Origin of the sequence: Streptomyces sp. NPDC059002, assembly GCF_042740435.1 — a bacterium.
Classification (GTDB): domain Bacteria; phylum Actinomycetota; class Actinomycetes; order Streptomycetales; family Streptomycetaceae; genus Streptomyces.
Window position 1 is genome coordinate 61,985 of record NZ_JBHYJI010000006.1, and the last position, 23,817, is coordinate 85,801.

At 71.5% G+C, this 23,817-nt stretch carries 21 protein-coding genes; 6 read left to right on the plus strand and 15 right to left on the minus strand.

From position 1 onward, the window contains the following. Positions 1–38: 38 nt before the first annotated feature. Genes ACFWZ2_RS07995 through ACFWZ2_RS08005 form a run of 3 tightly spaced genes read right to left on the minus strand, consistent with a single transcriptional unit; the run spans position 39 to position 3,819 of the window. Positions 39–1,190, minus strand: coding sequence for a GNAT family N-acetyltransferase (locus ACFWZ2_RS07995; RefSeq protein ID WP_384543505.1), 1,152 nt, complete (start codon positions 1,188–1,190; stop codon positions 39–41). Then, positions 1,187–2,560, minus strand: a complete 1,374-nt coding sequence (locus ACFWZ2_RS08000) for an MFS transporter (protein ID WP_384543507.1) — start codon at positions 2,558–2,560, stop codon at positions 1,187–1,189. Before ACFWZ2_RS08000 ends, ACFWZ2_RS07995 begins: the two co-directional genes overlap by 4 nt. Beyond that, positions 2,557–3,819 (minus strand): phenylacetate--CoA ligase family protein, encoded by a 1,263-nt coding sequence (locus tag ACFWZ2_RS08005; protein ID WP_384543509.1) that lies wholly within the window; start codon positions 3,817–3,819, stop codon positions 2,557–2,559. The genes ACFWZ2_RS08000 and ACFWZ2_RS08005 overlap by 4 nt, the downstream gene beginning before the upstream one ends. A gap of 531 nt (positions 3,820–4,350) precedes the next feature. Between ACFWZ2_RS08005 and ACFWZ2_RS08010 the strand changes: the two genes are divergently transcribed. Beyond that, positions 4,351–5,199, plus strand: a complete 849-nt coding sequence (locus tag ACFWZ2_RS08010; RefSeq protein WP_384543511.1) for a class I SAM-dependent methyltransferase — start codon at positions 4,351–4,353, stop codon at positions 5,197–5,199. 45 nt (positions 5,200–5,244) lie between these two features. On the opposite strand, the gene ACFWZ2_RS08015 is transcribed toward ACFWZ2_RS08010, so the two are convergent. The 5 genes from ACFWZ2_RS08015 to ACFWZ2_RS08035 all read right to left on the minus strand — a co-directional run bounded on the left by ACFWZ2_RS08015 (position 5,245) and on the right by ACFWZ2_RS08035 (position 10,513). Next, positions 5,245–6,564 carry a sensor histidine kinase gene (locus ACFWZ2_RS08015; protein ID WP_384543513.1) on the minus strand — a complete coding sequence of 440 codons (1,320 nt, stop codon included), beginning with the start codon at positions 6,562–6,564 and terminating at the stop codon, positions 5,245–5,247. Between the two features lie 10 nt (positions 6,565–6,574). Continuing rightward, positions 6,575–7,384 (minus strand): response regulator transcription factor, encoded by an 810-nt coding sequence (locus ACFWZ2_RS08020; protein WP_384543515.1) that lies wholly within the window; start codon positions 7,382–7,384, stop codon positions 6,575–6,577. A gap of 58 nt (positions 7,385–7,442) precedes the next feature. Beyond that, complete coding sequence (locus ACFWZ2_RS08025) at positions 7,443–8,357, minus strand: endonuclease/exonuclease/phosphatase family protein (protein ID WP_384543801.1); 915 nt, start codon at positions 8,355–8,357, stop codon at positions 7,443–7,445. Between the two features lie 98 nt (positions 8,358–8,455). After that, the gene (locus tag ACFWZ2_RS08030) at positions 8,456–9,415 is read right to left on the minus strand and encodes a D-alanyl-D-alanine carboxypeptidase family protein (protein ID WP_384543517.1); all 960 of its coding nucleotides are present in this window, start codon (positions 9,413–9,415) and stop codon (positions 8,456–8,458) included. A 249-nt stretch (positions 9,416–9,664) separates the two neighbouring features. Further along, complete coding sequence (locus tag ACFWZ2_RS08035) at positions 9,665–10,513, minus strand: chitosanase (RefSeq protein ID WP_384543519.1); 849 nt, start codon at positions 10,511–10,513, stop codon at positions 9,665–9,667. Between the two features lie 149 nt (positions 10,514–10,662). Between ACFWZ2_RS08035 and ACFWZ2_RS08040 the strand changes: the two genes are divergently transcribed. From ACFWZ2_RS08040 to ACFWZ2_RS08055, 4 genes are all read left to right on the plus strand, one after another. Continuing rightward, on the plus strand, positions 10,663–11,454 hold the full coding sequence (locus tag ACFWZ2_RS08040; protein ID WP_384543803.1) for an ArsR/SmtB family transcription factor: 792 nt from the start codon (positions 10,663–10,665) through the stop codon (positions 11,452–11,454). 102 nt (positions 11,455–11,556) lie between these two features. Beyond that, a complete protein-coding gene (locus tag ACFWZ2_RS08045; RefSeq protein WP_384543521.1) occupies positions 11,557–11,811 on the plus strand; it encodes a hypothetical protein in 255 nt (84 codons plus the stop codon). An 8-nt stretch (positions 11,812–11,819) separates the two neighbouring features. Continuing rightward, entirely contained in the window at positions 11,820–12,377 is a 558-nt protein-coding gene (locus ACFWZ2_RS08050; protein WP_384543523.1) for an RNA polymerase sigma factor, read from the plus strand. After that, positions 12,358–13,437 (plus strand): ANTAR domain-containing protein, encoded by a 1,080-nt coding sequence (locus ACFWZ2_RS08055; RefSeq protein WP_384543525.1) that lies wholly within the window; start codon positions 12,358–12,360, stop codon positions 13,435–13,437. The genes ACFWZ2_RS08050 and ACFWZ2_RS08055 overlap by 20 nt, the downstream gene beginning before the upstream one ends. Positions 13,438–13,447: 10 nt before the next feature. Here the strand turns inward: ACFWZ2_RS08055 and ACFWZ2_RS08060 are convergent, their stop codons facing one another. The 3 genes from ACFWZ2_RS08060 to ACFWZ2_RS08070 all read right to left on the minus strand — a co-directional run bounded on the left by ACFWZ2_RS08060 (position 13,448) and on the right by ACFWZ2_RS08070 (position 18,490). Next, positions 13,448–14,320 (minus strand): hypothetical protein, encoded by an 873-nt coding sequence (locus tag ACFWZ2_RS08060; RefSeq protein ID WP_384543527.1) that lies wholly within the window; start codon positions 14,318–14,320, stop codon positions 13,448–13,450. 1 nt (position 14,321) lies between these two features. Continuing rightward, positions 14,322–14,819: a hypothetical protein gene (locus tag ACFWZ2_RS08065; protein WP_384543529.1), complete on the minus strand. Its 498-nt coding sequence runs from the start codon at positions 14,817–14,819 to the stop codon at positions 14,322–14,324. A gap of 77 nt (positions 14,820–14,896) precedes the next feature. Continuing rightward, positions 14,897–18,490, minus strand: coding sequence for a CHAT domain-containing protein (locus ACFWZ2_RS08070; protein ID WP_384543531.1), 3,594 nt, complete (start codon positions 18,488–18,490; stop codon positions 14,897–14,899). A 381-nt stretch (positions 18,491–18,871) separates the two neighbouring features. Here ACFWZ2_RS08070 and ACFWZ2_RS08075 point away from each other — a divergent pair, with 381 nt between their 5' ends. Further along, on the plus strand, positions 18,872–19,312 hold the full coding sequence (locus tag ACFWZ2_RS08075; RefSeq protein WP_384543533.1) for an OsmC family protein: 441 nt from the start codon (positions 18,872–18,874) through the stop codon (positions 19,310–19,312). Between the two features lie 43 nt (positions 19,313–19,355). Here ACFWZ2_RS08075 and ACFWZ2_RS08080 read toward each other — a convergent pair whose 3' ends face one another. The 4 genes from ACFWZ2_RS08080 to ACFWZ2_RS08095 form a co-directional block, all read right to left on the minus strand. Beyond that, positions 19,356–20,147, minus strand: a complete 792-nt coding sequence (locus ACFWZ2_RS08080) for a MerR family transcriptional regulator (RefSeq protein WP_384543535.1) — start codon at positions 20,145–20,147, stop codon at positions 19,356–19,358. A gap of 14 nt (positions 20,148–20,161) precedes the next feature. Continuing rightward, entirely contained in the window at positions 20,162–20,923 is a 762-nt protein-coding gene (locus ACFWZ2_RS08085) for an ABC transporter permease (protein WP_384543537.1), read from the minus strand. 9 nt (positions 20,924–20,932) lie between these two features. Continuing rightward, entirely contained in the window at positions 20,933–21,775 is an 843-nt protein-coding gene (locus ACFWZ2_RS08090; RefSeq protein ID WP_384543539.1) for an ABC transporter ATP-binding protein, read from the minus strand. A 117-nt stretch (positions 21,776–21,892) separates the two neighbouring features. Next, positions 21,893–23,806 (minus strand): SMI1/KNR4 family protein, encoded by a 1,914-nt coding sequence (locus ACFWZ2_RS08095; protein ID WP_384543541.1) that lies wholly within the window; start codon positions 23,804–23,806, stop codon positions 21,893–21,895. Positions 23,807–23,817: the final 11 nt, after the last annotated feature.

A 23,817-nucleotide genomic window follows, 5' to 3' on the forward strand; every position in this document is an offset into this window, starting at 1 on the left:
CGGGGAGACCGGAGAGACCGGGGCAGTGGTGTCGGTGTTCACAGGGCAACCTCGTGACGGGGCAGATAGGTGGCGGTCCAGGCCGTCAAGTAGGCGCTCACATACGGCTGGAGCGGCCCGCCGACGGCGAGGGTCCGGAAGTCGATCTGACGGCTCGTGCGGGAGAGCACGACGTAGTCGTGGAAGTGCTCGCCGATGCGGCGCATGGCGGGGTAGACGGCGCTGGGGACGAAGCCCGCGGCCAGGAAGGCGGTCAGGCTCGCCGTGTCGGACAGCGGAAGGAGCGTCTCGACGTAGTCAGCACCGGCCCGGGAGACCGTCGCCATCAAGGGTTCCAGGGCATGGGTGACCGCCGCCGGGTAGGGGTGCACGGCGACCAGCGCACAGCTCCCGGCGACCGGGTCGAGATCCACGTACGCCTCGAACGCGCCGTCCGGCGGCACCAGTACGGCGTTGGGCGCGTGCAGCGGGTAGTAGCGGCCCGCCGGATCGGGGAAGAGTTCGAGGAAACGACGGCGTACGAACCCGGGTGCGCCGACCACTTCCAGGTGCGCGGTCGGCGGCGCGGGCGGACCCTCGGGCCGCGCCGCGCCCAGGGTGTCCGAGGGCAGCACCCCGCGGTAGGGGACGCCGGTGCTGTTCTCGGCGGCGGCGAGGAGCGGGCCGAGTGCGGCAGGCGCACGGGAGACCGCCTCGCGCCGGGCAAGGACCCCGTCGGCGAAGCGGGCGAACAGGCCGAGGCTCTCGCAGCCCGCCACCTCGGCGGCGTTGGGCAGCAGGCCGAGCGGCCTGAACCCGTTGCGGACGACGACGTGTTGGGGTCCTTCGGTGACCATCCGCACGGTGGCGTACACCGAGTCCAGACGACCGGCGGCGAAGGCCGCGCCGCACACCGCGCCGGTGAGACGTCCGGCCAGGCCGCCGCCGCGCCGGTCCGGGTGGACCGCGAGTCCGACGAGCTTGCCGATGCGGCTGCCCGGGTCGGTCTGGACGACCGCCGAACCCGCGAGTTCCCCGGTCCCGGGCAGCCGGGCGGTGAGCCAGTGGGTGTGCGGGTCGGTGATCAGGCGGCGCATCACGGCCGGGTCGCTGCCGAGCGGCACCGGGTACCCGTGGCCGTACACGTCGAAGTACAACTGCCGCAGTTCCGCGATGTCCTGGAGCGCGGCGGGGGCGATGGTGACGGTCATCGGGCACCTTCCAGGGCGGCGGAGGCATGGGTTTCCTGGGGGCTCGTCGGAGCCGCGCCGGGTGCCTGCCCGTCCGCCGCGGTCGCGCGCCCTCGCCGTCCGAGCAGGAACAGGGCCACCGCGACCGGTGCGAGCCCCACGCCCTGGACCAGGCACAGCCAGCGCGCCCCCAGGTGGTCGCCGAGCACCCCGAAGACCAGTGAGGACAGCGGGAAGGTGGCGCCCAGCAGGGCCTGCATCACCGCGAAGAACCCCGGCTTGTCGGCGGCCGGGACCGATCGCTGGAACAGGGCGACGAAGCGTACGCCGATGACGCCGACGCACCAGCCCGCGAGGACCAGCGACACCAGGGCCACGGCGAGGCCCGGCGCGAGTCCCGGCATGCCCAGCGCGAGCGCCATCAGCGCCAGGCAGGTCCCGCCGACCGCGGTCGGGGAGCCCGGCAGTCGTCCTCCGGTGAAGGAGCCGAGCAGCGTGCCCATGCCCAGGGCCGCCTCCAGCGCGGCGACGGTCGTGCCCTGCCCGTGCAGCACCGAGCGGGTGTACAGCGGCATCACGACGTACACGGCCGTGGTGAAGACGTTCGCCGCGGCGAAGCAGAGCAACACCTGCCGGATGAAGGGCAGTTCGGCCAGGATCTGCCGGAGCGTGCGGCGCCGCGTCGCGTCACCCAAGGCTCCCGCCGCGCCATCCGAGGCTCCCGTCGCGTCATCCGAGGCGTCCGCCGCGGCGACTGCTGCGGTCCGGGGAAAGCGGGTCGACGCGACGAGCACGGCCGCGACGAGGTAGGCGCCCGCGCATCCGGCGACGATGCCCGCCAGGTCCCAGGCGTCGACGAGCAGCGGGCCGAGGAGTCCGCCGGCCAGCCCGGCCAGGGACTGCGTGGCGAGTTCGAAGCCCGTCGCGGCCTCGATGTCGGCGTCCTCGACGAGCTCGGGGACCGAGGTGGTCAGGCACGGGTCGAACAGGGCCTGGCAGCCCGCGAGGAGGAGGGCCGCGCCGTAGATCACGCCGGCGGGCGGCTGGGCCGCGGAGGTCCAGGCGGCGGTGGCGGTGGCGACGAGGCCCGCCACGGCCGCCGCGCCCGCCAGTACGCCGCGGTGCGGGCAGCGGGCGACGATCCGGGCGACCAGCGGGACGAGCGCCACCGCGGGCAGCGTGGAGACCGCGAGGAAGGCCCCGGACGCGAGGCCGCGGTCGGCGCCCGCCGCCTGGCTGACCAGCCACCACACCACGCCGACCTGGAACATCCTGGCCGCCGCCTGGGTGAGCACCTGAGCGGTCCAGACCGCCCCGAAGGCGGGGTTGCGCAGGACGAGGGGGAGGCGCCCGCGGGTGCGGGGCGTGGCCTCGGTGCCGGGCGCCGTCATGACCCCATCCGTTCGTCCACGACGCGGATCAGCTTGCCCGAGCGCGTGTTGACGGCCAGCTCGCCGTGGCGCACCCACTCCAGCGCCAGCGGATGGATGTGCCCGGCGTCGACCGCGTCGCCGAAGGACGGCCGGTCGGCGAGGAGTTGCTTGCGGATCGCCTCGGCGAGGTCGTGGTGCCCGGCCGGATCCCCGTCGCCCGCGAGCCGCAGCCGCAGGCCGTCCCGCCCGTCCCAGTGGCGCAGCACCAGCTGCACCCCGGTCACCCGTCCCGCGGCATCGGCGCCGCGCACGAGATCCTGCACGTCCTGGGTGTAGAGCGAGACGGGCCCGACGCGGACGCCTTCCTGGGAGCGGCCCAGGATGCGGAAGTGCCCGGGTGCCGTGCCGGTCCACTCGGCGCGGTCGCCCGCCGGATAGCGCAGGACGGGCATCAGCCGTCGACGCAGGTCGCTCACGACGACCTTGCCGGGCACCCCGGCTTCGGTGATCGGCTCGCCGGTCTCCTCGTCGAGGATCTCCACGGTGGCGTACGGGGTGAAGGCGCGGTGCACGCGCGGGTCGGGGCCCGGCACGGGGCGGCCCAGCAGGCCCGCGTCGACACTGGCGTAACCCACCGAGCGGGGGCGGGCGTTGGGGAACGCGCGGGCGAGCAGCGGCTCTTGGTCCTGGTAGAGGCTCTCCCCGCCGAAGAGGAGCAGTTCCACCCGGGGGAGTTGCCGTCCGGCGGTGACGAGGTGATCGGCCAGGGCGCACAGGGTGGTCGGGGTGCCCGCGACGACCTCCACGTCGAACTGCTCCAGGGTGTGCACCGTCGACTCCAGGGGTGCGGCGCCGCCGATGGGCAGCCGGACGTTGGAGACGGGGGAGCGGTGCAGCGAGTCCAGGACGAAGGTGAAGCTGGCGTACAGCTCTCCGGCGTAGAACAGGTCGGCGACCCGGTGCCCGGGGCGCAGCCCGGACGCGAGGAGCCCCTCGCCGAAAGCGGCGGTGAACTCCCGCCATTCCGCACGGGTGTAGAAGGAGAACTTCGGCGACCCTGTGGTGCCGCCGCTCTTGAAGACCACGGCTTCGTCGAGCGGTCCGGTCAGCAGGCGATTGTCGCGCGGCGTGTTGGCTCGCCAGAACTCGTCCTGGGGCACGACCGGAAGCTGTGTGAGGTCGGTTGCATGGTCCGGAACTCCCGCATAGAGCTCGGCGTAGAAAGGGGACCGGCTGCGTACGAAACGTATGAGTTCCATCAATGGTTGAACGGGCATCAATTCCTGCTTTGCGGCATACGAAGGCGGCGAAATCCCTTGTGGGGCACATCGCCTGAGTGGTTGGGGTGGCACCCGCGCGCCGGGCCTGCCTGGGGCTCCCGTCCTGAGCGGCTCACCGGAACTACGGAGTGCGACCAGGACATTACCCCACGCGAATGTCCCGATTTCCCACCCGGACCCCCACTTCCGGGCGCACCGAAATCTTCCGGCCAATGTGCGCGGGTGACCTTACCGGCGGTCGCACAGTTCTTCCCGTGGCCGAGGGGTGACGGTGCATCACCCGCGTGCGGTGAATTCGGCTGGAAAGTATTTGTCGCGGAACATGCGCACTGAAATGTGTGCACCCGCAGAGGGATCCATACATATTCGCGGGATCCGATACTCAATCATTTAATGCGCGGCATCGTGAGGGAACTCACCGGCGTTGCTCAACTGCCGCCGGAAGCTCGGCTTGATGGCCCGTGCCGTCCGGCGGCTATCCGGGTCGTGGCACCCTTGCCCGGCCACCCGCTGACAGAAGGAGCTGCGATGACGCGGACCGACGACGGTATGGAGCAGGGCCAGGACGACGCACAGGGCCGTACGGCCACCGAGCGGTCGCGACAGGACGAACGGCTGCTCCACAGCTCGTCGTTCGGCGCGGCGGCGGAGGCCTACGCCGCACACCGCCCGGACTACGCGCGGGCCGCGGTGCACTGGGCCCTCGAACCCGCGCCGGGACCACGGGTGCTCGACCTCGGCGCGGGGACCGGCAAACTCACCGGCACCCTGGCCGCGCTGGGCATCGACGTCGTCGCCGTCGAGCCCGACCCTGCGATGCTCGCCGAACTGCGCCGCGGCCTCCCTGCGGTGCGCGCCCTGCAGGGCAGCGCCGAGGCGATACCGCTGCCGGACGCGTCCGTCGACGCCGTGCTGTCCGGCAACGCCATGCACTGGTTCGACATGGACGCGGCGGGCCCCGAGCTCGCCAGGGTCCTCGCCCCCGGCGGGGTCCTCGCGGGCCTGTGGAACCTCTTCGACGACGGGGTCGACTGGGTGGCCGGGCTCGCGCGGGTCAGCGGGAGCGCGGGCATCGGCCCGCGGGACGTGCCCGCGAGCTGGCGGGCCGAGACGGCCGGCATGCACCTCCCCAAGTCGGGCGGGGACGCCCTGTTCGGCTCGTCGGAACAAGCGGAGTTCCCGCACGGGCAGCGCAGGACCGTCGACTCCCTCGTCGCGACCCTCGGGACGAAGGCGGGAATGCTGGTCATGCCGGAACAGGAACGCGCGGCCCTGCTGGGCCGGACCCGCTCCTACCTGACGAGCCGACCGGAGACCTCCGCCGGAGAGTTCACCCTCCCGATGCTGACCGGCGTGCTGCGTGCCCGGCGGCTGTGACGTCCGCCGACGGTGTCGTGCAGTCGGCCTCGTCCTGCCACGACTTCAGTCCGACTCGTCCTGCCACGACTGAGGACGGTCCGCGGCGTCTCCCGGTCCGGGAACCTCCGGCGGGCCGGAGCCGGGGGAGCGGTCGAGTTCCAGGGTGGCGACCGCTCCTCCGTCCGGCGCGTTGGCGAAGGTGAGCCGGGCGCCGATGACCGCGGCCTGACCCAGTGCGATGGTCAGCCCGAGGCCGTGGCCCCGCCCGCGTTCGGCGGCCTCCGTGCGAAAGCGCTGCGGCCCGTGGGCCAGCAGGTCGGCGGGAAAGCCGGGGCCGTGGTCGCGCACGGCGATCCGGGTACCGGCGACGGAGACCTGGACGGGGGCCGCGCCGTGCCGGTGCGCGTTGGTGATGAGGTTGGTGACGATGCGCTCCACCCGGCGCGGGTCGGTGCGCACCACGTCCGTGTCCCCGACGCTCACCTCGTCGGCGCCACCGCCGCGGCGGACCACGTCGGCGACCAACTCGCCCAGGGGGACCTCGTCGAGCCTCGCCCGCTCGGCCCCCGCGTCGAGACGGGAGATCTCCAGGAGGTCCTCGGTCAGGCCGCGCAGCGTGCGTACCTCGGTGCGCACCAGGTCCGCGGCCTCGTCATGGTCGGGGAGCAGACCGGCGGCGGTGACCAGGCCCATCAGCGGGGTGCGCAGCTCATGGGCCACGTCGGCGGTGAAGCGCCGCTCCGATTCCAGCTTCTGCTGCAGGGCGGCGGCCATGACGTCCATGGCCGCGGACATCTCGGTGATCTCGTCGCGGGCCCGGCCGGGGTGCCCGATGCGGGCGTCGAGATCACCGTCGGCGATCTTGCGGGCGGTCCGGGCGCCGTGCCGCAGCCGCCGGTTGATCGGCTCGGTCGCGAGCGCGGCGAGGGGGACGACGACGGCGAGGGCGGCGAGCACGGACTTGACGATGCTGCGATCCAGGAGCTGGAGGCTGCGCACCTCGGCGCTCATGTCCGTGCGTACGACGAGGACCTTGTCGCCGACAGGCACGGCCGCCCACATCCAGTACCAGTTCGGCGGCTTCTCGTCGTACCAGAGGGCGTACGCGCCGCTGCCGCGCGCGCCCGCCAGTTCACGGGCCAGCGGCTCGGGGACCTCGTCCGGCGTCATGAGGTCGGCCGCCGCGGGCCGTTCGCCGGTACGGGCGTACTCCTGCTCCGCGACGTCCAGTCGGGAGACGGCCCGGTCGCTTCCCGCCCGTCGCCCGTGCTCCTGCGTCGACTGGTGGACGAGCAGGCCGATGACCGTGGCGACCGCGCAGCAGGCGGCCGCGGTCAGGGCGGCGATCTTCCAGCGCAGGGCGCGGGGGTTGAGGAATCCCATGGCCACCGTTTCAGGACCGGACGAGTTTGTAGCCGAAGCCGCGGACGGTCTTGATGCGGTCGGCGCCGATCTTCTTGCGCAGCCGCACCACGCACAGGTCGACGACCCGGGTGTCGCCCTCCCAGCCGTAGTCCCAGACGTCGCGCAGCAGGCGGCGCCGGTCGAGGACGATGCCGGGGTGCTCGGCGAACGCCAGGAGCAGACGCAGCTCGGTGGGTGTCAGAGGGACGGTCGCACCGGCCCGGCTCACCGTCAGGCCGGGCAGGTCGATGGCCAGGTCGCCGAAGACGAGCAGGCCGGGATCGGTCCCGGCGTGGGTCCCGGCGTTGGTCCCGCCGTCGGTGCCGGTATCGGTGCCGGGCGCCGCCGCCCCGGCCGCCGCTCCCGGATGGAACGTGGCGCGGCGCAGCAGCATCCGGATGCGGGCGACCATGATGCCGATGTCGACGGGCTTGACCACATAGTCGTCGGCCCCGGCTTCGAGCCCGGACACGACGTCGAGGGCGTCACCGCGGGCGGACATCATCAAGATCGGTACGAGACTCTCGTCGCGAATGCGCCGGCACAGGCCGATGCCGTCGAGGCCCGGCAGCATGACGTCCAGGATCAGCAGGTCGTGCTGCCCGGCCCGGAACGCATCGAGACCCCCGAGTCCGTCCTCGGCGACCGCGACCTCGTACCCATAGCGTTCGAGAGCCAGTTGGACGGCGCGGCGGATCACCGCGTCGTCTTCGACCACGAGCACGCTGACCTGGCTCGGGACGGGGGATTCGGACAAGAACTCGCCTTCCAGTACTTTCCTGCCGACAGGTGATCGCATCGTAGCCACGCGGCGGTGCGCCCCTGGGCAGGCCGCGTGCTCCGTCAGGGCGGCGGTGTCACCAGCGCAGCGAGGCCGCGACCGGCAGATGGTCGCTGCCGGTGGCGGGCAGGGTCCACGAGGAGACCGGAGTCACCCCCTTGACCATGATCTGGTCGAGGCGGACCACCGGGAACGAGGCCGGCCACGTGAAGCCGAACCCGGCCCCCGCGTCGCGCTGCGCCGAACGCAGCTGCGAGGTCAGGGGGTCCAGCGCCGAGTCGTCGGTCGTGCCGTTGAAGTCGCCCACCACGACGACCCGGGCAAGCCGCTCCGCGCGTACGGCCACGGCCAGCTTCCCGGCCGCCTCATTGCGGCGCTCCGTGGTGAACCCGGAGCCCGGCACGACCCGTACGGAAGCGAGGTGCGCGACATAGAGCGCGACGGGCCCCTTCGGGGTGTCGACCGTGGCGCGCAGGGCCCGCGTCCAGGGCATGATCTCCACCGGTTGCACGGCCTTGAGCGGATGCTTGCTCCACAGTCCGACGCCGCCCCGCACCGCGGAGTACGGGTAGGCGGGCGCCAGTTCGCGCTCGTACGCCTTTACGGCGGGGTCGGCGAGCTCCTCCAGGGCCACCACGTCGGCGCCCGCGGCGGCCAGCGCCCGCGCGGTCCCGCGCGGGTCGGGATTCCCCTCGTTCACGTTGTGGCCAACCACCACCAGGTCCCCGCCACCGGCACGTTTGTCGGCGAGCGTGCCCACGAACAGGGAGCACCAGGTGACAGCGGGGACGAGGACGGCGACGACCGCGAGGGCGGAGCGGCGCGCCACGGCGACCGCCAGCAGCATCACCACACCCAGGCCCGTCCAGGGCAGCACCGTCTGCAACAGGCTGCCGAGATTGCCGAAGCCGTTCGGGATACGGGTGTTGAGCGCCATGACGAGGGCGCAGAGCACGGCGGCAACGGCGGTGGGACGACCACGGCGCCACATGCCCGTACGCCACGCGCCCCTGCACCACGCGCCTGCGCGCGACGTCCCGACCGGCTCCTCGGAGGTGGGCGGTTCGGTGCTGGTGACCGTGTTCTCAGTCATCGACGGCCGTCCCCGCCGCCGCCGTGCGCCGCGAGGGCGGCGGGCAGCTTCTGCTGGAGGGCGTCCAGGAGTCGGCCGCTGCTGTCCAGGGCCGCCAGATTTCCCTCGGCCGGTGAGGTACCCACGCGCTGGGCGAGGACGACTCCGTACACGACGTGGTGCTTCTTGCCGTCCGGAACCTCGGCCGCCCACATGAGGTTGCCGCCCGCCGGGGTGCTCGATCCGGTCTTCAGGCCGAGCACACCGGGCCGGTCGAGCAGCTTGTTGGTGTTCCGTACCGGCTCGGGGCGGCCGGGGACCTTGGTGCTGCGCAGGGCCACGGTCGCGCGCAGCGTGGGGTCCTTCATGGCCTCGCGGGCCAGCTTGAGCTGGTCGGCGGCGGTGGACCGGGTGGTGGGCTCGATGCCGCTGGCGCCGGTGTACGTGGTGTCGGCCATCCCGAGCCGGGCCGCCGCCGCGTTCATCTTCGCCAGGAACTTCTTCTGGCTGCCCGCGTCCCAACGGGCAAGGAGCCGGGCCACGTTGTTCCCGGAGGGAAGCAGCATCAGCTCCAGCAGCTTGCGCTGGGACAGCATCTGCCCCTCGCTGACCGGTGCGGTGGACTCGCTCAGCGAGTGGGCCTCGGCAGCGGCCCGTTCGTCGACCTTGATCTCCGGTCCGGCGGCACCGTCCTTGAGCGGATGGTCCTTGAGGATCACGTACGCGGTCATCACCTTGGTGAGGCTCGCGATCGGTACCGGCTGCCGCGTCCCCTTGGGGTCGAGGGCGCCGACCTTCTCGACCGCGATCGCCGCCTGGCCCTCCTTCGGCCAGGGCAGGTCAAGGCGGTCGGCGACAGCCCGCGGCATCGAGGACTCCTGCGCCACGGCCTCGCCGGGGCCACCGCCGTCGGCGAGCGCCAGCAGACCACCACCGGCGCCCCCGACGATCAGCACCGAGGCCAGGCCCCACGCCACACGCCGACGGGCCCGCGAAGACCCCCCGAACACCGTGCGGACAGCACAGTGGGCACGTACGGACACGTCAACCGCCTCCCAAGGCCAGGTATGCGTACACCGGACATCGGGTACGTCCACAGCCTTCGGGAGGGCCGCTTCCAGGCGATCAGGGCGAAGCTTCCGCCGTCGCGCGGTTGTGTATCAGCTACGTATCAGCGCCCCGCCGCCGCGCTCCGGGGGAGCGGCGGAACGGGACGGCCCCGCCCCTCACTTGATGGTGTATGTGCTGCCGAACGCCTTGACGGTGAAGGGCCCTTCGAGGTCGTGGTTGCCGCTCGCTGCGACCCGGCGCAGTGCTTCGACGCGGTCGACGGAGGTGCGCCACTCGTCGGCGGTGGCGGAGTTCACGGGGTGGGTCAGGTCGTGGACGCGTACGTCGAAGAAGGCGTCGAGCCAGTCCTTCTCGCCGGCCTCGGCGGGCGTGCCGACCTTGGCCGTCGTCCGCTCGATGAGGGCGGGCAGGGCGTCGCCGTCGGAGCCGTTGCCGTGCTGGATGGAGGCGTCGTAGAGCTCGGCGAGGGCGAGCGGGCTGCTCAGCCCGGCCTTCTCGGCGGCCCGCGCGGCGGGTGCGAAGTAGCGCTCGTCGACCTGGGCGTCCTGCACCTCGCGGAAGGCGGGGTCGGTGGCGGCCTTCTTCCACGCGGCGATGAAGTCGGCGTCGGGCACGGCGTCGGAGCCCTCTGCGTCGGGGCCGTCCGCGTCGGCCCGGCGTTCCAGTGCGGGGATGAAGCGGGCGAGCGGATTGCCGGGCACCTGGTCGGTGTAGGCGCGGACCACTTGCAGCGCGTCGCCGTCGTTGGTGGTGAAGCCCGCCCGGCCCGCGGTGACGCCCCGGCCGTCGTCGAGGTTCTCCGCGTACGCGTACTGGATCTTGGTGGTGCCGTTCTCGAAGACGCTCACCAACTGGTCCGCCCGGCGCCGCTGCTCGGCGGTGAACCCGCCCTCCGCGGTGTCATCGCTGCCCCCGGCCCCGCAGCCGGTCAGGCCGAGGACCGCGGTGGTGGCCAGCGCCGCGCAGGACAGAGCGATCCGGCGTGCGGCCGGCGGGAGGTGCATGGAGTCTCCTGGAGGGCGGCGGGGCGGCCACCCCTGCTGTCGGCAAATCTTCCCATAACCCCAGGTCAGCTCCCTGGTCGGCGTCCCGTGGAGGTCGTACCGTTTGACATGCAGGTATTCACCTGCATGATTGAGGTGTGAGCAGCGAGATGGACCGGGTCTTCAAGGCCCTGGCCGATCCGACCAGGCGGTTCGTGCTGGACAGGCTGCGCGAGAACAACGGCCAGACACTGGGCGAACTGTGCGAAAGCGTGCGGATGGCCCGGCAGTCACTGACCCAGCACCTGGGCGTGCTGGAGGCCGCGCATCTCGTCAGCACCGTCCGCAGAGGCCGCGAGAAGTTGCACTACCTCAACCCCGTGCCGCTCCACGAGATCCAGGAGCGGTGGATCAGCGCCTTCGACCAGCCCCGCCTGGGCGCGCTGAGCGCACTGAAACAGAAAGCGGAATCCCCCATGAACGCCGAGAACGAGCCCCGCCTCAACGCCGAGAACGAGCCCCGCCCCGCATTCGTCCACACCACCTACATCGCCGCCAGCCCGGAAAGGATCTGGCAGTGCCTCATGGACCCGGAGGCGACGGCGGCCTACTGGGGTCACCACAACGTCTCCGACTGGCAGCCCGGATCGTCCTGGGCGCACCGCCGTCCGGACGGTTCCGGCATCGACGACGTGGTGGGCACGGTGGTCGAGATCGACGAGCCGCGCCGACTGACCCTGACCTGGGCCGGTCCCGGCGAGGACCGTCCGCACGGCGCCTCCCGGGTCACCTTCGACCTGCAGCCGTACGGCGAGACCACGCGCCTCACGGTCACCCATGTCAACCTGCGGGACGACAAGGAGCACCGCCAGATCTCCGGCGGCTGGAACTTCGTGCTGGCGAACCTCAAGACGTACGTCGAGACCGGCGCGACGCTGTCCGTCCCGGCCTGGCGCCCCTGAGAAATTCTTCGGTGGACCCAACCGGGCCCCTGGGTGGTGACAGTTACCGGTGACGACGTCGTAGCTCCTGCCCCTGCCCCGCCCCGGAAGGACGACCGCGCCATGGGGAGTACTGCGATCACCCTGATCGGTACAGTGACCGCCCTCAATCTGGGCCACGCCGTCGTGCAGATCGTGAAGAACCTGGTGTACGAGCGGGCGCGCCGTGCGACGCTGGTCGAGGTGCTCGGCCTTGCCCGTGAGGACGCGGTCCAACTGCTCGTGCACCACGATCCGTTGAACTGCGACATCCGGGTCGTCCGGGTCGTCCGAGTCCGTCCATCTGAAGCCCTGCCCGATCGCGCGACGGGATCATGATCGAACCAGTGCCCGAGCCACCGGTCTCCTCGTCGGAAGCAGCGTTTGACGAGCTGTTCGAGCGGGGCTTCACGCGCATGGTGCGTTCACTGGTCCTGATGGGGGCCGGCCGGGCCACGGCGGAGGACCTCGCCCAGGACGCCTTCTGGACCGCCTGTCGGAAGTGGCATGAAGTCCGCCTGTACGACCACCCGATCGCCTGGGTGGCCAAGACGGCACTCAACATGTGGCGCCAGCACTGCCGTACCGCGGAACGACGGGAGGAGCTGCTGGCGCGGGCCGATCCCGCCCAACTGGTCAAGGAGTGCGAGGACTTCAGCGAGGTGGACCAGCGCCTCGACGTCCGGCGGGCGCTGGCGCGGCTCCCCATCGGGCAGCGCGAGGTGACCGTCCTGCACTACATCCTCGACCAGCCCGTGAGTGTCATTGCCCGTACCCTTGGCTTGGCGGAGGGAACGGTCAAGTCCCAGCTGTACGACGCCCGCCACGCCCTGGCCGACCTGCTGGCCGACGAGGACGCGGAACGCGACCGGGAAGGGGGCTCGAGTGGACCAGACCGGAAGTGACCACGAGAACGACGACGTTGCTCGCGCCCTCGCGGAGGCCGCGCAGGACATCGCGTACACACCGCAGGAGTTGGCGGCCCGCCTCGCGGAACTCAAGGCGAGGCCCGCCCGTTCGGCCCCGCACGCCACCGGCGCGCCCCGGCCCGCACGGGAAGCACGCTCCGCGTCGGCCGAGGAGAGCGGACGCAGCCGGACGCACGGCTCAAGTCCCCTTGCGACCACGGCAGTCGACACCCCGCCTCCTGCGGAACAGCCGTCCCGCACCGGCATGGGCGAGCGGCCGCGCGGCCCCCTCTACGGGTCTGCCCGCCGCAATGTCGAGCGCATCCTTCGCGCGGCACGCGCGGTGTTCGGCACGCTGGGATACGACGCGCCGATGGAGGACATCGCGCGGCGGGCCCGGATCGGTGTGTCCACGATCTACCGGTACTTCCCGAGGAGGGAGGCGCTGGTGCGGCAGATCGCCGAGGAAGAGGCAGCCCTCCTGAACGAACAGGCGCGGAACGTCCTCGACGAGGAGAGTGAGCCGGGGGAAGCACTGGCGAAGTTCGTGCGGACGGCGGTGATGAGCGGTTCCGGTCGGCTCCTGCACCCTGACGCGGTGGCAGGACTGCCGACGGAGGAACCTGCCCTGGCCGATCTCCTGCACGGCATGGAGCAACTGCTCAGCCGCGCCCGTGCGTCCGATGACGTACGGGCGGACATCACGGTGCGAGACCTGCTGATGGTGATCAGCTCGGCGCCGCCCCACCATCCTGATCCGGCCGTCCGGGCAGAACTGACCACACGGATGCTCGACGTTCTGCTGGCGGGCCTGCGTGCCGAGCATCAGCGGAAGGAGTCGTTCGCCGAACAGCTCGCGACGGCCAGTCAGCGCCGGATCGACATCGAGCACGCCAAGGGGATCCTGGCCGAGCGACTTCATATCGACCCCGAGCAGGCCTTTGCCCTGATGCGCCATCACGCCCGCCATTCCCGCAAGAACGTGTCCGACGTGGCCTTGGAGATCATCCGGGAACCCGCCGACAGCAGGCGCTTCCTCCGGCCCGACCGCGACTGACCGCGCGCACTCAGGCGGAGGGCTCGGACGGATGCGTGTAGCGCAGCGGATCCGCGGGCGGTTCGCCGCGGTAGATCCACTGGGTGAGTTCCTCCCACTGCCGTCGCTCCGCCACGAGGTCGTCCGGCGGCGCGATCCGCATCGTCGTCAGGACGTCGTGGCGGTAGAGGTCGAAGGTGGCGCGAATGGCCTCCGCGTACTGCCCGGCCTGCGCCAGCGCGGCGCGGTACGCGACGACGGCGACCAGTGCGGTGGCGGCGCCGAGGACCGCGGCAGCGACCCCGTGGCCGGAGGAGACGAGGAAGACGGTGCCGGTGCCGCCGCTGACGGAGAGGGACAGGGTGAGGCTCGTCAACGAGGTCAACGGCAGGAGCGCCTCGTCCAGTTGGTCGCGGAACGTCTGGGGCAGTACGGGAGTGAATCGCGGCCACCAGATCACCGCGTCGATCCGGTAGCGCTGATAGGAGTGCTCCTCGGCGGCGGTGAGCAGGTTGCCCAGGCGGGTGGGGCGGATCAGCTGGCTGTTGCGCGGGTAGGCGCGCAGTGACGCGCTTTCAGGGAGCCGGTCGCGTCGCAGCGTCTGGCGCGACCGGCCCCATTCCTTGATCCAGGACGGCAGCGGATAGCCCTCGAACAACCGGATGACCGGGGCCACATGGAGGAGGAACGCGATCAGCGTGACCCCCGCGGCCCCGGCGATGCCCAGCCAGGTCTGGGCGGCCGCGCCGAGACCGTGCCACTGCGCGACGGACGTCCGCCAGCCGTGCGCGAGCGCGTAGGCGCCGCACAGCAGCAGGGCCCCGCAGAGCGAAGGGAACCAACTGCCCAGCAGGAACCGGCGGTCCAGCAGGCTCCCGAAGCGGTTGACGAAGGCGCCGAGCACATCACTCCTGATCGTCGGCAGGAGGGAGGAACGCGGTCATCAGCCTGCCGTCGACCGGACAGCGGGCCCGGAGATCGGTGGTCCACACCTCGATGCGCGACGGCGGGAACACATGCGCGCCGGGCTCCGCCGGGCAGCGGTAGGTCAGACCGCTGGCGGGCGAGACCGGGTCGCCGGGCAGACCGCCGCGGTCGGGCGTCGCCCCCGCGAACCGTTCGAGGGGCGCCGGGACCAGCTCGGACCTGGCCAGCAGACCGCCGCTCTCGGACACCAGCCAGCTCATCTCGGAGTGGGCGAGCAGGATGTGGAAGGCCTGTTCCAGGGTGAGGTGCGCGGGCACCAGGAGCGCAGGCTCGGCCGCCTCGTCGAGAGTCACTGCCTCCCCGAGGGAGGCCAGCCGTTCGTACCGTACGACCCCCGAGATGACGCCCTTCGCCGGGTCACCCAGCACCGCTGACTGACCGGGGCAGAGCACGCCGAGGGCTTCGCTCCGGCTCATGCCGTCCGTGAGTACGGGGGCGGGCGGACCGCATGCGTCGGTCACCGTGCGAGGAGAGGACACGCGGCCATCATGGGTCAGTCCGCGGTGAGGACGAAAGGGGCCCAGTAGAGGGAATGGTCGAACGGCCGGACGGCCGCCCACAGCGGTGCCGGTGGGGTCTCGTCGCCGAGTTCGGCCGCGATGTCGGCGAGGGTGAGTTCGCGCAGCCACCGCTGGGCCTGCCCCAGCGCGGTCGCCAACGGGTGCCGGTCCACCAGGAGATGGTGGTAGAACCGGCCGACGTACAGCGCGGTCGCCAGGTCGTTCACGCGCCACAGAGTGCCGAGCACGGCGTGGGCACCCGCGGTGAGGAACCCCGTGGCCAGCGAGAAGGGTTCGTCCTTGAACGGGCTTCCGGCGGGTACGGCGCTCTGGCACGAGGTCAGCGTCACGAGGGCCACGCCGTCGAGCAGCCGGGTGTCGAGGAGGTCGCGCACCACCATCGGCCCGTCGGACAGTTCGATGCCGGAGTCGAGGGCGTACTGGTGATGCACTTGTCCGTGGCAGGCGAAGTCCACATGGGTGGCTTCGGCGACGGCGGTGCGTACGGCGTCCCCGGTCGCGGCGTGTTCGGGGAGTTCGACCAGGGCGGCGCCACCGGCCCGGGCCGCCTTGGCCACCTCGGCCCGCTGGGTCGCGGCATGGGGGAGGGGCGTGGGGTTGGGCAGGGGGTTGGTGACGGTGACCATGCGGGGGCGTCCCGTCCGGTGCGAGCGGGCACGCAGGGAACGGAGCACGGCGGCGGACGGGAGGTAGGAGACCCCGAACTCCTCGCTCAGGGGCACCTGTCCCGCCTCGTCGACCGCACAGGCGTGCAGGGGAAAGGTGTTGAGGATCCCGCAGGCGACGAGGTGCACCCGCTCGATGCCCGCGTCCCTGAGCTCCTCGGCCAGCGGCCTGCAGACCAGCTCACCGATGACGGGGAACGCCTCGTCGAGCGCCTTGCGCAGCAACGGCACGAATCCCGGCAGGAATTGGTTCGGCAGCCAGGCGCCGATGGCGTAGATCTCGGAAAGACCGCCGGAGCACCAGCGCATGCGGACCGTGCCGTCGGGCAGGACGAGCAGGATCAGCGGACGCTGCGTCCCCGCGGAGCCGTCGTCGTCGCACATGACGTACGCGACCGAGGCCCGCTCGTCGAGCAGCGCGGCGATCTCCGCGAGCGTCAGCGGCTCGGCCGTCAGAGCCAGACCGGTGCGGGTCTGGATCCGGGCCAGGACGTCCTTGTACTGGGCCCATGCCGCGCGTGCCTCCTCCCGGTTGTCCAGCCAGTTCGCCGGATCCCGGATGACGGCAAGCGGTTCGATGCCGCCGAACGAACCGGTCAGGGAGGTGCGGTCGACACGGCCCGCGTCCTGGAACCGTGCGGCCGCCTTCGCGTACTCCTGGTGCAGTCCGGGGTCGTGCTTGGCCAGCAGAGCGAGGTGCGTGGCCTCGTACTCCGGGAAGCCGTTCAGCCTGCCCGCGTCGAGGCTTTCGACCGCGAGCGTCAGGAGGCGCTGCCGTTCGCCCCCGTCCGCCGTCCGCTCCGCCGCCCTGGCGAAGCACAGGCCCGCCTGCTCGGCCACGTTGTCGCGGAACCAGCCGCGCACCATCTCCTGGTCCGTGGGCAGCCGCGCGGCACGCACCGCGTAGCGGCGGGCGGTGACCGCGTCGTGGTAGGCGCGGCCTGCCCGCTCCTGATCGCCCTGGCTCAGACGGGCGTGCCCCAGCCACTCACTGGCGATGCCGAACTCGCGGGGCGACACCTCCATGGGGGTGAGCCTGCGGGCGGTCAGGGCGGCCCGGAAGGAACGGGGGTCGGCCGGGCCGTAGGCGCGGGCGAGGCGCAGTTGGACACGGGCGAAGCTGTCGGCGTCCCTCAGCTCTTTGAAGATGTCCCTGGCCTCTTCGAGCGGCGCGATCGCGGCCTCCCGGTGTCCGTACGTCAGATGTGCCTCACCGATGACCGCCTTCACGTGGGCGGTGCCCGGGGGAGTCGTGGCAGTGTCCAGGGCTTCGTCGAGACGGCCGAGGACCTCGGCGTAGCGCGCCTGCCGGTCCTCGTCACCGATCTCCGAGCCGGACTCCCGGTCGATGGCCGATGCGGCGAGCGAGGTCTGCAGGTGCAGCCACAGCTCCGGCTCGTCCTCCCTGGTGATCTCCGTGAGCGCGCCTTCGAGCGCCTGGGTCGCCAGGTCGTCGAAGCCACCGAACGGGTGCTGGGCCCAGGCGGTCCCGAGGACGGCGAGCGCATGGGCGAGCTTCGCGCCCGAACCAAGGAGTGGGAGCGCGGTCATCAGGTACTGGACGGCCTGCTCGTGGGTCTCGGCCTGCGTGAGGCTGCCGTGGGTGAGCAGCGTCGCGGCGAGAGCCACCGCTTCGTCCGCCCACCCCTGCGGCTCCTCGTCGGCGGACACCAGGGAGAGCGCCGCCCTCTGGTGCTCGACGGCGGCGTCCTGGGCCTCGGGGTCGGTGGCGCCCAGGCGCAGACAGACCATGGCGAGGTGGTGGTGCACGCCGCGCCGCTCGTGCGTGTCGGCGACGTCCAACGCCGCCTCCAGAGCCGCCCTGCCCGCCAAGAGGTCGGCGCCGCTCCCGGCCAGCTGGTGACGTGCGAAGTACGCCTGGCCCAGGCCGTATTGGCTGCGTGCGTACTCCGGACGACCCGGCGGGAAGGCCTGCAGCGCCGCGGTGAAGTGGCCGATGGCGCGGTCGAGATCGGCGGCGCGCTCCGCGGGCCTGCGCCGGAGCAGACGGCACCAGCCGAGTCCGTCCTCGGTGATCGCCCAGCGCATCTCGTCCTGTTCGCGGCTGCGCAGCCGTGCCACTTCCTCGAGGACGGCCAGGCCCTGCTCGAAGTCGTCGGTGCTGCCGCCCCGCAGTCCTCGACTCACATACGCGCCGCCCAGCCCGTAGGTGGAGATGGCCCAGCGCTTAGGGCTCGCGTCACGGTCGAAGACGGTCAGCGAGGCCAGGTAATCCTCGATCGCCTCGCCGTACCGATGCAGTACGACGAGGCAGTTCGCGCGGCTCGTCATGACGAGGCCCCACAGCTGCGGGTCGTCTTCTCTGCGCCAGCCCTCCAGGGCCGCCGCACAGATGTCGAGCGACCGTTCGGCGTCGTTCTCGCCGACCAGGACGACGTGCGCGAGCGCTTGTTGGTACTGGGCCCTGGACGCCACGTCGCCGTGCGCCGCGGCCAGTTCGACCGCCGCCGCCAGCAGTTCCCCGGACTGCCGGAGGTTCTCCTGCCGGTCCCCGAACTGCCGCCGCATGAGGAGGATGCCCAGACTGCCGAGGGCCGTCGCCGCGGTCAGGTCCTCGCGGTCACCGAGGAGGTCGGCGAGGCGGGCCGCCGCCAGGAGCTGGTACTCGGACGGCAGCGCGGCACCGGCGCCCACGTGCGCGGACGTGCGCCACCGGGCGACGGCCGCGCCCGTGCCGGTGGCCCGGCATTCCTTGAGGAACGCGACGAGTGCTTCAAGGACCCATGTGTCTTCCTCGCGCACATGGGGCCGAAGTCCCTCCAATTGGTCCGGGAATTCCCCCTCGATGACCACGGGATTTCCGCCCAAGAGGGTCTGCCAACTGCTCCAGTCGGCCTGGTCGGCCATGTTCACCAGCATCGACGCATGCGGCGAACTCATCAGTATCTCCATGAGCGGCACATCGGCGTCAAAGGACGTCTGTCCCCGCAACGCCCTCAACACCTGGCTCACTTGCTCCAGGGCAACCGCCAGCCGCACGTCACCCTGGGCCACCGCCGTCTCCCCGACGTCAGCGACCATCTGATCGAATTCCGGGGTCAGTACTGCGGGAAAACGCTCGGCCAAAGCCACGATCTTTTCGACCGATCCTGCATTCAAAAGCTTGACCAGGAGCCGCTCTTGACGACGGTGCATTCGTCCACGATAGGGCGTGGGATCGGCCTCGGTACAGGTAAAGGCCGCGGGTGGGCGGGGCGCGCGGGGTGCGCTGCGGGCGCGGTCGGCGGGCGGTCCGCGGAGCGGGCACGTACTGTCGTCGCCATGACTGACAATGCGCTGCGTTCCGTCACCATCGAGCGGTCCGGCCCCGGCCGGTTCACCGCGACCAACGCCCGCGGGGGCACGCTGAGCTTCGGCACCGGCGAGGGCACCGACTTCACGCCGGTCGAGTTGTTCCTCGCGGCGATCGGCGGCTGTACCGCGGCCGACGTGGAGGTCGCCACGAGCCGTCACACGGAACCGACCACGTTCTCCCTCACCGTGACCGGCAACAAGGTCGAGGACGAGAGCGGCAACCGGATGTCGGACCTCCAAGTCACCTTCTCCGTCGCGTTCCCGGACGGGCCGTCGGGGGAGCGCGCCCGCACGATCCTGCCCCGCGCCGTGAAGACCTCGCACGACCGGCTCTGCACGGTCAGCCGCACCGTCGAGGCGGGCACACCGGTCGGCGTGACCGTGTCCGACGGGGCCGCAGGCGCCTGACGCCCGAAGACGGCGCAGGGGCGACCCGGTGGGGGAGCTGCCGTCAGTCCGGCGGCAGCTCGGTGGCGAGCCGGTCGGCGGGCACGCGCTCGATGCGGGTCCAGCCCTTCCAGCCGCGCTCCGCCAGGATCGCAAGGACCAGTTCGGCGCCCGGTGAGGACTCGAGCATGGTCGAGTCGAGGAGGTCGACGAGCTGGTCGTCGAAGCCGTCGCCGCCCACCTCGCCCGCCGCCACGGCGCGCAGCATCAGACGCTCCAGGATGTCGGCGATCTCGACGATGCGCGGATCGTCGGCCGGCCAGTCGAGCGGCCCTCTGAGCAGGCTGTAGAGCCGCACCATGTCGGGGTCGTCCAGCTGCTCGTGCTTCTCGGCGATCACGGCGTCGATCAGGTGCGGCACCTGGGCGGCGACCATGATCCAGGCATCCCGTTCCATCTCGATGTACTGCTCCCCGACACCGAGGGCGCGCAGCCGGCCGAGATAGTCCACGACGCTCTGCGGGAGCGCCAGATGCTCTCCGGCGGCGAGCCGGGCGAGCCGTTTGCGGGTGTTCTGCAGCCGCCGGATCCCGGCGCGGAGTTCCTTGTCGATGTCCTGGACGCCGTCGGCGAACTCCTCAGGACCGGCGTCGAGGAGCTCCTGCACGCGGGCCAGCGGCACACCGGCGTCCGCCAGGGTGTGGATCCGGATCAGGCGCACGACCGCGGCGGCGTCGTAGCTCCGGTATCCGGACCGGTCGCGTGCGGGTTCCGGCAGCAGCCCGATCTGGTGGTAGTGGCGCACCGCCCGCACCGTCACCCCGGCGTACGCCGCCAGCTGGCTGATGGTGAGCATGGTCCCAGCCTGCCTCAGGCGATCTTCCGGCGGTAGACGGCCATCGCGGAGACGTACGCCACGACGAGGATGCCGACGCACCAGGCGAGGGCGGTCCAGATGTCGTCGCCGACCGGCTGCTGGTCGAACAGGTGGCGGATCGCGTTGACGATGGACGTCACCGGCTGGTGTTCGGCGAAGGCGCGCACCGGTCCCGGCATGGTCTGTGTGGGCACGAACGCCGAGCTGACGAACGGCAGGAAGATGAGCGGGTAGGCGAACGCGCCCGCGCCCTCCACCGATGTCGCGGTGAGTCCGGGGATCACGGCGATCCAGGTCAGGGCCAGCGTGAACAGGAGCAGGATGCCCGCGACCGCGAGCCACTCAAGGACTCCCGCCCCCGAGCGGAAGCCCATGAGCACGGCGGCGCCCACGACGATCACGAGCGAGATCAGGTTGGCGGCCAGCGAGGTGAAGACGTGGGCCCACAGCACGCCCGACCGTGCGATCGGCATGGACTGGAACCGCTCGAAGATCCCGCTCTTCATGTCGGTGAAGAGCCGGTACGCGGTGTACGAGATGCCCGACGCGACCGTGACGAGCAGGATGCCGGGCAGCATGTAGTCCACGTACGCGTCCGACCCCGTGTCGATCGCGCCGCCGAACACGTAGACGAACATCAGCATCATGGCGACCGGCGTGAGGACGGTGGTGATGATGGTGTCCAGGCTGCGTGTGACATGGCGCAGGGTCCGCCCCGTGAGCACGGCGGTGTCGCCGAAGAAGTGTGTGGTCATGGCTGCCCCCTAGTTCTTCCCTGTGCGCGGGTTCTTCGTGGCGATGGCGTCGTCGCTCGTGCCGTCGCTCGTGTCGTCGCTCTTGTCGTTGCCGCCGATGACCGCGAGGAAGATCTCCTCCAGGGTCGGCTGCTTCTCGACGTACTCGACGTCGGCGGGCGGCAGCAGCCGCTTCAGCTCGGCGAGGGTGCCGTGCACGATGATCCGGCCCTGGTGGAGGATCGCGATCCGGTCGGCCAGCTGTTCGGCCTCGTTCAGATACTGCGTGGTGAGCAGCACCGTCGTCCCGTACCCGGTGAGTTCCTTGACGGCCTGCCACACCTCGATGCGCCCCTCGGGGTCGAGACCGGTCGTCGGCTCGTCCAGGAAGATCACCGGCGGATTCCCGATGAGGCTCATCGCGATGTCGAGGCGGCGGCGCATCCCGCCCGAGTAGGTGGACACCTTCCGTGCGCCCGCGTCGGTCAGTGAGAAGCGCCTCAGCAGGTCGTCCGCGATCGCGGAAGGGTCCTTGAGGTGGAGCAGCCTGGCGACGAGGACGAGGTTCTCGCGGCCGCTGAGGATCTCGTCGACGGCCGTGAACTGTCCGGTGAGGCTGAAGGACTCCCGCACGTTCGCCGGTTGCGTCGCGACGTCGAATCCGTTGACCTGGGCCGTCCCCGCGTCGGCCTTCAGGAGCGTGGCAAGGATCCGCACGGTGGTGGTCTTGCCCGATCCGTTGGAGCCGAGCAGGGCGAAGATGCTGCCCCGGGCCACGTCGAAGTCCACGCCGCGCAGCACTTCGAGCGTGCCGTACGACTTCTTGAGCCCCTGCACGCGAATGGCCGGACCGGCGATCGATTGGGCCGTCATGGTGTTCTCCCTCCTTTGCGGAGCTGTTCCGGTCGACTGCGCGGAAGCTCCTGCCAGCAGGATGGAGGGTTGACGCGGCGTCAAGGTCAAGCCGTCCCCGACCTCGGGATCCGGACGTCAGCGGAAGCCGATCGTCAGGTACGTCTCATCCGGGCCGGGCGGGCGTATCCAGGACGCCGATTCGAAGGAGTGCAGCCTGCCCTCGGTGAGCGCGAGGCGCGGCAGGGTCAGGCCGTACCGCTCGGCGATGGCGTCGAGGACGCGTTCCTCGGCGGCTGTCCGGGAATCCGCACCCGGGGTGGTGAAACCGAGGGCAGAAGGGGCCAGTTCGGCGGGGAGGGTGCCGGTGGTTTCCTCGACCGCGCCGTCGCGCACCGTCCAGGAGTGGAGCAGCGTCCCGGCCTCGGCGACCGACAGATGGAACACCGGTGTGTGCCGGCCGAGTTGGTGCCACAGCACGATGGCGCGGCCGCCGCCCGCCGAGGCCGCCGGTGCGGGCGAGACGAACCGCTCCGTGGAGAACGACGTGGACGGATCCTGCTCGAAGCCGAAGCTCCAGCCCGCCGCGGCCCGTCCGACGTGCAGCAGCGGTTTGTCGTCGTGGCTGGAGAACTGCCGTTGATCGGGGTGATGGTGGCGGCGGAGCCTCCAGTGGTGCAGCGGCGGGGCCAGGGCGGCATCGTCCGAGGAGCCGAGCAGGGCGGGCAGTTCGTCCGGGGCGACCCCTTCGACCAGGATCAGCCGGAAGTCGGGCTGCTCGGCCGCGCCCTCCCGCAGTCCTTCGGGCCGCACGAGCCAGGACAGGCCGCCCGGGTCCTGGTCGGAGGCGGGGGACGGCACCGGGCCCGGTTCGCCGCCGCGCGGGGTGGCGAGCAGTTCCGCGCGCCGCTCGGAGGTGAGCACCGGAGCCAGTACGGGATCGGCGAGCAGGCCCAGCGGGGCGATGTGATGCGGGTCGAGCGGCTGCCACTGCGGGATCGCGGCGCGCAGGATCCGCCACGCGGTGTCGGTGTCGCCCCAACGGGCCTTCTCGCGGGCCTCGTCGACCGCGTCGCCGAACGCGCCGTCGGCCTCGTAGCGCCAAGTGCCCTCGTTCATCTCGCGCAGGATGTCCGCCGCGGCCCGTGCGGTGCCGGGGAAGACATCGGGGTCGGCGACGTGCCAGTTCTCCACGCGGCGTCCGCTGCTGAGCAGGTGGGCGGCCTCCAGCGGGAGCTGCTCGGCCAGGTAGCGGTCACCGCCCGGCAGCGGCCGGTGCCGGGTCGTCCCGAACGGGATGCTCAACTGCCCTATCTGGTCCAGGAGATCGGCTGCGTGCGGCCTGCCGTACCGCTGGGCCTCGACCAGCAGCCCGGCCGCCTCCTCGTGGCGGCCGCGCAGCGCCTCGGTCCTGGCCAGGGCGACGGCGGCGTCCTGGGTGCGCGTGGTCTCGTTGACGAACGATGCGCCGTCCTCCTCACGGCCCGCCTGAAGATGGTGGAACTCCTGGTGCATGGCGACCATGTAGGCCGCGAACGACGGATACCGCGTCGGTTCGTCCGCGTGCCAGCTCGCCCACACCCGCACCGCCCATTCGCCGTCCGGCCCGACATCCTCCGGGTCGAGCAGTACGTACATGGCGTCCGACTCGACGTCCAGCTGTAGTGCGCGCGACCACAGGCCGACCTGCGCCCGCACCTCCGGCGGATTGTCCTCCTCGCCCCAGAACTCGTCGAAGTCCTCGCCGAGCTCACTGGCATTCTCGTGCCAACGCGCCTCACGGGTGCCCGCCAGCGCCCAGACGAAGCCGCCCGCATGCTGCCAGCCGTCGCTGACCCGCAGGAACTCCCGGTAGGACGGCGGCATTTCACACCCGAGGCGGGCTTCCATCGCGGCTATCTCCGCCGGGCCTGCCGGATCGAACCCGAGCCAGCCGCGCCGCAGCGCCTCGACGTCCGCCGGACGCAGGCCCACCGCGTCGCGCCGCGCGTCGGCCCACTCCCGGCTCCACCGGGCAAGGAAAGGCTGCCAGTCAAAAGTCTCTGCCGTCATGCGGTGATCGT